The sequence below is a fragment of the Sphingomonas sp. 10B4 genome (assembly GCF_035019905.1).
Classification (GTDB): Bacteria; Pseudomonadota; Alphaproteobacteria; order Sphingomonadales; family Sphingomonadaceae; genus Sphingomonas; species Sphingomonas glacialis.
This window is the reverse complement of the sequence record NZ_JASJVC010000421.1, coordinates 1-256: the sequence shown is the minus strand read 5'-3', so window position 1 is coordinate 256 and position 256 is coordinate 1. Positions and strand designations below refer to the sequence as shown.

General features: G+C 60.2%; 1 protein-coding gene. It reads right to left on the bottom strand.

Annotation, left to right across the window (positions count from 1 at the left end; genetic code table 11):
- Window positions 1-183, bottom strand: a 183-nt coding sequence (locus tag QN347_RS20350) for an FAD-dependent oxidoreductase (protein ID WP_323494482.1), incomplete at its 3' end; no start/stop codon positions are given.
- Window positions 184-256: the final 73 nt, after the last annotated feature.

Sequence of the window (256 nt, the reverse complement as noted above, 5' to 3'; positions counted from 1 at the left end):
ACCGGGGCCAGCCCAAGGGGCCGAATAACCAGGCGAGACTTCGCCGGCATTGGCGTAACTGGTTTCCAGCGCGGCGGCCGGCTGACGTTCGATCACCGTGACTTCGTGGCCGGCTTTGGCGAGAAAATAGGCGGAGGCTGTGCCGATAACGCCGGCGCCGAGAATGATGATTTTCATAGGTATTCCTTGTCTGTTTCTAGTGTGCTGTCGCGGGTCTGTCAGTTCGTATAATGGCGCGCGTAGCGCTGCCCGAGAC